Raw genomic sequence first — 722 nt, forward strand, 5'->3', positions numbered from 1 at the left:
AAAATTCTTGTCTAAGCTTTCGAGACGTTACAGATTTGAGATTATTAACCAAATTACTTAAAGCAATGTCACCGATGGTACTGAAAAAGAAGATGAACATGATTGTCTTCCCCGTTAAATTCAATTAATTTACAATCCCACTTATGAAGTAATTCTTCAAGGATGGAGTGTAATATGTTCAGCATCTCAAGAGTAAAAACCTTGTGTCGATACAAAGTTTGTCAAAACCAAATGCACTTTGAGGTCACTGACAGACCTCCCGAGCGCTAACAAAATCGTTCTTCATAATCTCCACTTGAAAAAACTTGTGCTATATTCAGTGTATCTTGTAAATACAGCACTCAAACGAAGGGGGTGATTCAATTGCTTAAGGCAGTTAAGGTTAGGCTTTACCCAACACCCGAACAGGAATTGGCATTAGTCAAGTCATTCGGCTGTGTACGGTGGTATTGGAATTTTGCCTTAAATGCCTGTATTCAGCACTATCAAGAAACTGGGAAAAGTTTAAAGTTAGCAACCTATAAAGGGATGCTCCCTCAACTCAAAAAGGAATATCTTTGGCTCAAGGAAGATTGTTATTCATCGGTTCTTCAATGTGTAGCAATTAACCTAGACAGAGCCTATAAAAACTTTTTTAAAGGACAAGCTAAATTCCCTAGATTCAAGTCTAAACACCATAAGCAATCAATCCAATATCCCCAGAGTGTTACCGTCAAGGATGA

The 722-nt window shown here is 37.4% G+C and carries 1 protein-coding gene and 1 pseudogene; one reads left to right on the forward strand and one right to left on the reverse strand.

Annotated elements, in window-relative coordinates:
• Nucleotides 1-286, reverse strand: a pseudogene (gene tnpA / locus M595_RS29865) (IS200/IS605 family transposase); the annotation flags it as partial.
• Between the two features lie 68 nt (nt 287-354).
• Between tnpA and M595_RS28225 the strand changes: the two are divergent.
• Nucleotides 355-722 (forward strand): RNA-guided endonuclease InsQ/TnpB family protein (locus M595_RS28225; RefSeq protein WP_338041680.1); only part of this gene is annotated, 368 nt, incomplete at its 3' end.

The sequence above is a fragment of the Lyngbya aestuarii BL J genome (genome assembly GCF_000478195.2).
Classification (GTDB): domain Bacteria; phylum Cyanobacteriota; class Cyanobacteriia; order Cyanobacteriales; family Microcoleaceae; genus Capilliphycus; species Capilliphycus aestuarii.